Origin of the sequence: Thiocapsa sp. (assembly GCF_035467215.1) — a bacterium.
In the GTDB taxonomy this organism is placed as follows: Bacteria; Pseudomonadota; Gammaproteobacteria; order Chromatiales; family Chromatiaceae; genus Thiocapsa.
Window position 1 is genome coordinate 1 of the sequence record NZ_DATITZ010000221.1, and the last position, 6,601, is coordinate 6,601.

Sequence of the window (6,601 nt, forward strand, 5' to 3'; positions counted from 1 at the left end):
ATCCGCGGGTCCACCGATGCGGCGACGGCCATCGCCGCTTGGGCCTCGGGCTTGTTGTTCTCGATGCCGATGACGATGCGCTCCACGCCCAGGGCGTGCGCCATGATGCGGATCCCGTCGACGACCGCGTCGGCGTGCTCGCGCATCAGACGATCGTCGCAGGTCAGGTACGGCTCGCACTCGGCACCGTTGATGACCAGGGTGTGCAGCCGATAGCGGGTGCGCAGGTTGAGTTTGACCGCCGACGGGAAGGTCGCCCCGCCCATGCCGACGATACCGGCCGCCGCGACCCGTGCCGAGATCTCCTCCGGCGAGAGTGCAAAGGGGTCGGGCACGCCTTGAATCTCGTCCGACCAGCGATCCTCGCCGTCGGGCATCAGCGTCACGGTCCGCACCGAGAGCCCCGAGGCATGATGCGCCGGATAGCTGCCGACCCCCATCACGCGACCCGAGGTCGGTGCATGCACGGGGGCGGAGATGGCACCCTGACTGAACGCGAGCAGCTCGCCCTTCGCCACCCGCTGGCCGCGACGTACCGCCGGCTTGGCGGGCGCCCCGATATGCTGCTGCAGCGGGATGTGCAGCAGCGCAGGCATCGGCAGATCCTCGATCGCCTGCTCGGCCGCGAGGTGCTTGTTGTCGTGCGGATGCACGCCGCCGCGGATCTTGAAGAGTTTCATAGTCGGGTCTTTCGTGCCTCTGCGTTTCGATCTTTAGGGCGTTGCTCAGGGGTTGCTTCCCGCCGCCTGCCTCCTGCCGCCTGCCGCCTGCCTCCTGCCTCCTGCCTCCTGCCTCCTGCCTCCTGCCTCCTGCCTCCTGCCTCCTGCCTCCTGCCTCCTGCCTCCTGCGATCAGCTATCGGCTATAAGCTATCAGGGGACATCATGGCTGGTGGCTGGTGGCTGGCGGCTGGCGGCTGGCGGCTGGTGGCTGGTGGCTGGTGGCTGACGCCCCCCCGCCCGCCTCATGCCGCCAGCGCGCTCGGCTTCGCCCAGTACCAGGTCTGAAGGGTCGGCGTCACCGGGCGCATCTCGATGCACTCGGTCGGGCAGACCTCGAAGCAAAGCTCGCAGCCGGTACAGGCATCGGCGAAGACACTATGGATCATGTTGTTGGCCCCCATGATCGCGTCGGTCGGGCAGCGCTTGAAGCATTTGCAGCAGCCGATGCAGAGGTTCTCGTGGATGTGCGCGATCGCCGGTGCCTTGTCGGCGACGCCCGAGAGATCCACGCTGACCCCGAGGAGACCCGCCAGCTCCTCGGCCAGGATACGGCCGCCGGGCGGACAGCTGGTCACGGGCGCCGCGCCCGCGGCAATCGCCTCGGCCGCCGGTCCGCATCCGGGATAACCGCATTGCCCGCATTGCGAGCCGGGCAGGAGCTCGGCGACCCGCTCGGCGAGCGGATTGCCCTCGACCTTGAGGTAGCGCGCGGCGAGGCCTAGGAGCCAGCCCAGGATCAGGCCGAGTGTCGTGAGGCTGAAGATCGCTGCAATCATCGTGTTCTGATCTCGGGTAAGGATCGGTCGTGTCGGTTGCGGTCGGGCACGCGCCCCGGGAACCGGCGGTCCGCTGCCCGCCGAATTCCGGACCGAACCCCGCGGCATCCGCCCGGAAAATCGTCGCGCCCCGGCAGTGAGCCATATTCATCTGTTCTTGATCCTCCGGAACGCGACACACCAGGGCCGTTGACTGGACCGGACGCCCGGGGATCCACCAATCCTTGCTTGTCGCACCGAGCGCGTTCCGGAGTTTCACGCCAGCCCCGCGAAGCCCATAAACGCGAGCGAAAGCAGCCCGGCGGCGACAAAGGCAATCGGCACCCCCGCAAAGGCCGCCGGCACCTGCGCAAGCGCCAGGCGTTCGCGCAGCCCGGCGAACAGCAACATGACCAGGGTAAAGCCGAGTGCGGAGCCAAACCCGTAAAGGACACTTTCGAGGAACCCATGCTCCTCTTGGACGTTCAACAGGGCCACGCCCAGCACGGCGCAATTGGTCGTGATGAGCGGGAGGAAGATCCCCAACACCTGATACAGCGCCGGCGAGAGCTTGCGCACCGCCATCTCGGTGAACTGCACGACCGCGGCGATGACCAGGATGAAGGTCAAGATGCGCAGAAAGCCGATGTCAAGCGGCTGCAGGACAAAGTACTCGAGCAGCCAGCTCGCGACCGCGGCCAGGGTCAGGACGAAGGTCGTGGCCAAGCCCATCCCCAGGGCCGAGTCGAGTTTGTTCGACACCCCCATGAAGGGACAGAGTCCGAGGAACTTGACCAGCACCACGTTGTTGACCAACGCAGTGCCGAGAATCAACATGACATACTCGCCCATCGAGAGAACGCCCTTGGGTCGCGAACTTGATGTCGGACCATCAGCAAATGCAGTGCCATGTGCCGGGCTCTGCTGCACGGGGAGTCCGCTCCGGACAGGCGCGGGCGCCGCGCGGATGCGATCGCCGGGCCGATATCGGCGAGCGCTCAGAGACTTGAGGTGGCGCCGATCCGCTCGCCGACAGGCCCGCCGGAGGACCGACGAGATCCGGGCTGTCGCGGTGGCAACAGAAATCCATGTTGCACCGCGCGGCGAATGTCGCAAAGCTTACAAGGGTATCGAGTGGGAGCGGCCGACAGGGATCGATCGGCGGTCCGGCGGGAGCTGCCCGATCGCCTCGAACGCCCGACGGCATCGACTTTGCTTAGTCAACTGACCCACATCCGTTTTCAGGAGAGCGCCGTGCCGGTCCGAGAAGCTCCGGGCACCGTCCAGCAGGTCGTCATCAACGCACTCGGCGAGTTTCTGGCCTCCCCGCCGGACGGGACCCCGCTGGAGGTTGTCGAGGCGCTGACGCTCATGGGCGGCAATGCGTTGGATCCGCTGCCCCCCCGTCTCTTCTTCGAGGCAGTCGAGCAGTCGCCCGTCGCCATCTCCATCACGGACCACAAAGCGGCGATCCTCTATGCGAATCGCGCCTTCGAAACCTTGACCGGATACAGCCGCGAGGAGGTGATCGGCCTGAACGAGTCGATCCTTTCGAGCAACGCGACGCCCTCGAGCGTCTACCAACAGCTGTGGCGGACCATCCAGCGCAAAGAGACTTGGACCGGAACCTTGGTCAACCGCACGAAGGCGGGCCGTGACTATCTCGCCGAGTTGATCATCTCCCCTGTCCTGGACCGCAACGGGGATCTTCAGTACTTCCTCGGGATGCATCGCGACGCGACCAAGGTCCACGAGCTCGAAGGGGCGCTGCGTCAACAGAAGGCGCGCATCGAGACCGTCCTGGATGCGGCCCCGGTGATCGTCGTCCTGCTCGACAGCAAGGGCCGAATCATCCTGGACAATCAGGAGTATAAAAAGCTGTTCGGGGATTTGCGCGGCAAGGAGCCGGCCGATGTCCTGCGCGCGGCGGTCAGCGAGCAGCTCGGCGTGGACGCCTTCGCAGCCTGTTTGGATGGGCGCGGCTTCAAGGATGTCGAGGTCGCCATCGAGATTCCGGGCTCGATGGGGCCACGCTGGTTCGCCTGCTCGGGGACCCCGGTCGAGGAGACCGACGCCAGTGCGCGGAATTATTTCGGTCGCCAAGCCCCCGGCGACCGGCGTCTGTTGCTGCTCGCAAGCGAGGTCACCGCACGGCGCCGCGAGATCGAGCGCGCCCATCTGGAAAACCTGCGCGCCAGGCTCGCCGAGCAACAGCTGATGCACGGCATGCGCGAGGCGCTCGCCGCGGCCATTTATCAGATTCAGGTCCCGCTCAACGTCATCAATGCCGCCGCGGCCATGGTGCGCGGCGGTGCCGGCAACGTCGACACGCTCGCCGGGATGCTCGATCAGATCAGCGTGTCCGGCGCCAAGGCGCTCGCGACCCTGACCTCGGCACTGCCCGAAGAGCCGCGCGAGGCCGGGGTCATGGTCAACGTCAACGAGCTCCTGCGCCAAGTCCTGGAGCTAGAGACCGATCGTCTGTTGGCCACGGGGATCGTGGTCGATTGGCGCCCGGCGCATGTGCTGCCCGAGCTTCCGGGCCACAAGAACCAGCTGCGCGCGCTGTTCAAACACCTGATCGACAATGCCATTCAGGCGCTCTGCGAGACCAACCGCGCACACCGCGAGCTGCGTCTGACCACCCGGCGGGTCGACGAGGCCGTCGAGGTCGAGATCGAAGACAACGGCCCGGGTATCCCGGCCGAAGACCGCTATAAGGTCTTCGAGCCCTTCTACATCGGCTGGCGCAACCGCCGCGGCAAGGCCGGTATGGGTCTTGCCCTCAGTCAAGAGATCGTCAACGCCCACGGAGGCAGTATCGAGGTCGACCCGCAAATGACCGATGGCTGTCGCATTCGCCTGTCACTGACCGCCGTTCCCGACGACGACTGAGCTTGCACGAACCCTCATGAATGCCGACTATCCCGTCCCCGGCAGTGCCGAGCAGGCCTGCCGGTTGGATCTGCTCGAATCCCAACTCAGCGCCCTCTTCGAGGTGAGCTCCGTGCTCAGCCGTTCGCTCGATCTGCGCCAGACCCTGCGCGAGGTGCTCGGCGTCCTGCACGAGCGAGGACGCCTTCGGCACGGGATGGTCAGTCTCTTGAGCGAGGATCGCGGCGAGCTCTTGATCAGCGCACTCCATACCGACGATCCCCACGCGACCGACCGTATCGCCTATCAGCCCGGCGAGGGCGTGATCGGCAACATCCTCTCCCGTAATCGGCCCTGGATCCTGCCGCGCATCGGCGACGAGCCGCGCTTCCTCGATCGACTCGGTCTCTACGATCCGGACCTGCCCTTCATCGGTGTGCCGATCCGACTCGGCGAAGGGGGTGCGATCGGCGTCTTCGCGGCCCAGCCTCCCGTGGCCGACGGACTACTCGAAGAACGTGCGCGTTTCCTGGAAATGGTCGCCAATCTGATCGGCCAGGCCGTGCGTCTTGCCCGCACCGTCGAGGCCGAGCAGCAAGCCTTGCGCGAGGAGCGGGATAAGCTTCGCCGCGAGGTCAAAGGGACCCATGGCTTCGACAGCATCATCGGGCACACGGACGCCATGCGTCTGGTCTTCGATCAGGTTCGCCAAGTGGCGAAATGGAACACCACGGTCCTGATTCGGGGCGAATCAGGCACCGGCAAGGAGTTGATCGCCAACGCCATCCATTACAACTCCCCGCGCGCACGCGCCGCCTTCGTCAAGCTCAACTGCGCGGCCCTGCCCGACAATCTGCTGGAATCCGAGCTCTTCGGCCACGAAAAGGGCGCCTTCACCGGGGCGATCAGCCAGCGCAAAGGCCGTTTCGAGCAGGCCGACGGCGGTACCCTCTTTCTCGACGAGATCGGCGAGATCACCCCGGCCTTCCAGGCCAAGCTGCTGCGCGTCCTGCAGGAGGGCGAGTTCGAGCGGGTCGGCGGCGGTCGCACCCTCAAGGTCGACGTGCGCGTCATCGCGGCCACCAACCGCGACCTCGAGGCCGAGGTGCGCGCCGGCGATTTCCGCGAGGATCTTTACTATCGCTTAAACGTCATGCCCATCCGCATGCCGGCCCTGCGCGAGCGCATCGAGGACATCCCCGACCTCGCCCGCTTTCTCGTGGAGAAGGTCTCGCGCATGCAGGGGCGCGAGCTTTCGATTACCGACAGCGCCCTGCGCATCCTGATGCGGCACGACTGGCCCGGCAATGTCCGCGAGCTCGAGAACTGCATGGAGCGCGCCGCGGTCATGAGCGAGCAGGGGATCATCGACCGCGACGTGATCGAGCTGACCGGTCTGAATGTGGCCGCCCTGGCGAGCGAGCCGCTCCCGAGCACGCCCGCAAAGATCTCCACGATCGACTTCAACGACCCCGACATCGACGAGCGCGAGCGGGTGATCGCCGCGCTGGAAGAGGCCGGCTGGGTCCAGGCCAAGGCCGCGCGGCTGCTCAACATGACGCCGCGTCAGATCGCCTACCGGATCCAGACGCTGAACATCAAGATGCGGCAATTTTAAACCGCGTCCAGAGCGAGGTGCTCATCTTCGAGTGAGCTCGACGTTTGCCGCATCCACAACCCTTGGCGGAGACGCGGTTTAAAATGATCTATTTTTTTATACCTTAAACCGCGCTGACTCCAGCGGTCGTCAAATCTGCCGGGGCCAATCCCACACAAAAGAATCGCATAGCGCGCCGAGCGCGGTTTAAGCCCGCACCACGCAGATGTGTCGGCCCTGAGGACTGCGCATCTCGGCACTGCTCGTACGCTCGGCGATCGGCGGCTGGCCGGCGCGGCGGTCGAAGATCACGAGCAAGCCCGCGTCCAGTCCAAGACCGGCGAGATACCCATCCAGCTGCACCAGCCCCTCGGCCAACGGATCGGGGGCACCGTCGCGCCAGACCTTCAGCTCGATGCCGAGCGTGACCGCTCCGTAACGCAGGCACAGATCCATTCGGCCGGAGCCGAGCGCATATTCGCGTTCCAGCGTGGACTCGCCGTTGGCCACACGATGCAGAAAGGCCATGAACACCAGATGCGGGGCGATCTCGTGGTAGGCAGCGCTGCCCAAGAGTGGTTGGCCGTGTTGGCGCCAGAAGTCCAGGAAGGCACCCAGGAGACGCTCGGGGTTCAGGCTCCCGTCCGAATTCAG

Annotated in this window: 5 protein-coding genes and 1 pseudogene; 2 read left to right on the top strand and 4 right to left on the bottom strand. The window is 65.7% G+C overall.

Annotated elements, in window-relative coordinates; translation table 11 throughout:
• The 3 genes from VLR48_RS12490 to rsxA form a co-directional block, all read right to left on the bottom strand.
• Positions 1 to 680: RnfABCDGE type electron transport complex subunit C (locus VLR48_RS12490; RefSeq protein WP_325292104.1), on the bottom strand; the 680-nt coding region annotated here is incomplete at its 3' end.
• A 283-nt stretch (positions 681 to 963) separates the two neighbouring features.
• Positions 964 to 1,497, bottom strand: a complete 534-nt coding sequence (gene rsxB / locus VLR48_RS12495; protein WP_325292105.1) for an electron transport complex subunit RsxB — start codon at positions 1,495 to 1,497, stop codon at positions 964 to 966.
• Positions 1,498 to 1,752: 255 nt separating this feature from the next.
• Positions 1,753 to 2,328, bottom strand: a complete 576-nt coding sequence (gene rsxA / locus VLR48_RS12500) for an electron transport complex subunit RsxA (protein ID WP_325292106.1) — start codon at positions 2,326 to 2,328, stop codon at positions 1,753 to 1,755.
• A 402-nt stretch (positions 2,329 to 2,730) separates the two neighbouring features.
• On the opposite strand from rsxA, the gene nifL reads away from it, so the two are divergent.
• Positions 2,731 to 4,371 (top strand): nitrogen fixation negative regulator NifL, encoded by a 1,641-nt coding sequence (gene nifL / locus VLR48_RS12505; RefSeq protein WP_325292107.1) that lies wholly within the window; start codon positions 2,731 to 2,733, stop codon positions 4,369 to 4,371.
• Between the two features lie 16 nt (positions 4,372 to 4,387).
• Complete coding sequence (gene nifA / locus VLR48_RS12510; RefSeq protein ID WP_325292108.1) at positions 4,388 to 5,968, top strand: nif-specific transcriptional activator NifA; 1,581 nt, start codon at positions 4,388 to 4,390, stop codon at positions 5,966 to 5,968.
• A gap of 186 nt (positions 5,969 to 6,154) precedes the next feature.
• Here nifA and VLR48_RS12515 read toward each other — a convergent pair.
• Positions 6,155 to 6,601: pseudogene (locus tag VLR48_RS12515) on the bottom strand (ATP-binding protein); the annotation flags it as partial.

What these genes read in the sequence shown, in the direction of transcription:
- rsxA (WP_325292106.1), bottom strand. Translation starts at nt 2,328, where the DNA reads ATGGGCGAGTATGTCATGTTGATTCTCGGCACTGCGTTGGTCAACAAC.
- rsxB (WP_325292105.1), bottom strand. Translation starts at nt 1,497, where the DNA reads ATGATTGCAGCGATCTTCAGCCTCACGACACTCGGCCTGATCCTGGGC.
- nifA (WP_325292108.1), top strand. Translation starts at nt 4,388, where the DNA reads ATGAATGCCGACTATCCCGTCCCCGGCAGTGCCGAGCAGGCCTGCCGG.